Genomic DNA, 917 nt, shown 5'->3' on the forward strand with positions numbered 1-917 from the left:
TATCATTGATACAGGGGGGATTGATGACGTAGATGCCCCATTTATGGAGCAAATCAAGCATCAGGCAGAAATTGCCATGGACGAAGCAGATGTGATCGTCTTTGTTGTTTCTGGAAAAGAAGGGATCACGGATGCGGATGAATATGTCACTCGTATCTTGTATAAGACCCATAAACCGGTCATTCTTGCAGTCAACAAGGTGGATAACCCAGAGATGCGCAATGATATCTATGACTTTTATGCCTTGGGACTGGGTGAACCATTACCGGTCTCCTCTGTCCACGGGATCGGAACTGGGGATGTACTTGATGCCATCATTGAAAATCTTCCGAATGAAACAGAAGAAGAAAATCCAGATATCATCAAATTTAGCTTGATTGGTCGCCCAAATGTTGGGAAATCAAGCTTGATCAATGCGATCCTAGGAGAAGACCGGGTCATCGCAAGCCCTGTTGCTGGAACCACACGGGATGCCATCGATACCCATTTTACCGATGCAGATGGCCAAGAATTTACCATGATCGATACCGCCGGTATGCGCAAGTCAGGTAAAATCTATGAAAACACTGAGAAATATTCTGTCATGCGTGCCATGCGTGCCATCGACCGTTCAGATGTGGTTTTGATGGTCATTAATGCCGAAGAAGGGATTCGGGAGTATGACAAGCGGATCGCTGGCTTTGCTCATGAAGCTGGTAAAGGTATGATCATTGTTGTCAACAAATGGGATACCATTGAAAAAGACAACCATACCATGAAGCAGTGGGAAGATGACATTCGCGATCAATTCCAATACCTTTCTTATGCGCCGATTGTCTTTGTCTCTGCCTTAACCAAACAACGCTTGCACAAGTTGCCAGAGATGATCAAACAGATCAGTGAGAGTCAAAATACACGGATTCCTTCAGCTGTCTTGA

General features: G+C 44.9%; 1 protein-coding gene. It reads left to right on the forward strand.

What is annotated here, in order from left to right; genetic code table 11:
* Positions 1-917, forward strand: a 917-nt coding sequence (der, locus tag SPADD19_RS01115; RefSeq protein WP_241496382.1) for a ribosome biogenesis GTPase Der, incomplete at both ends; no start/stop codon positions are given.

It is taken from the genome of Streptococcus parasanguinis, from assembly GCF_001578955.1.
GTDB lineage: Bacteria > Bacillota > Bacilli > Lactobacillales > Streptococcaceae > Streptococcus > Streptococcus parasanguinis_U.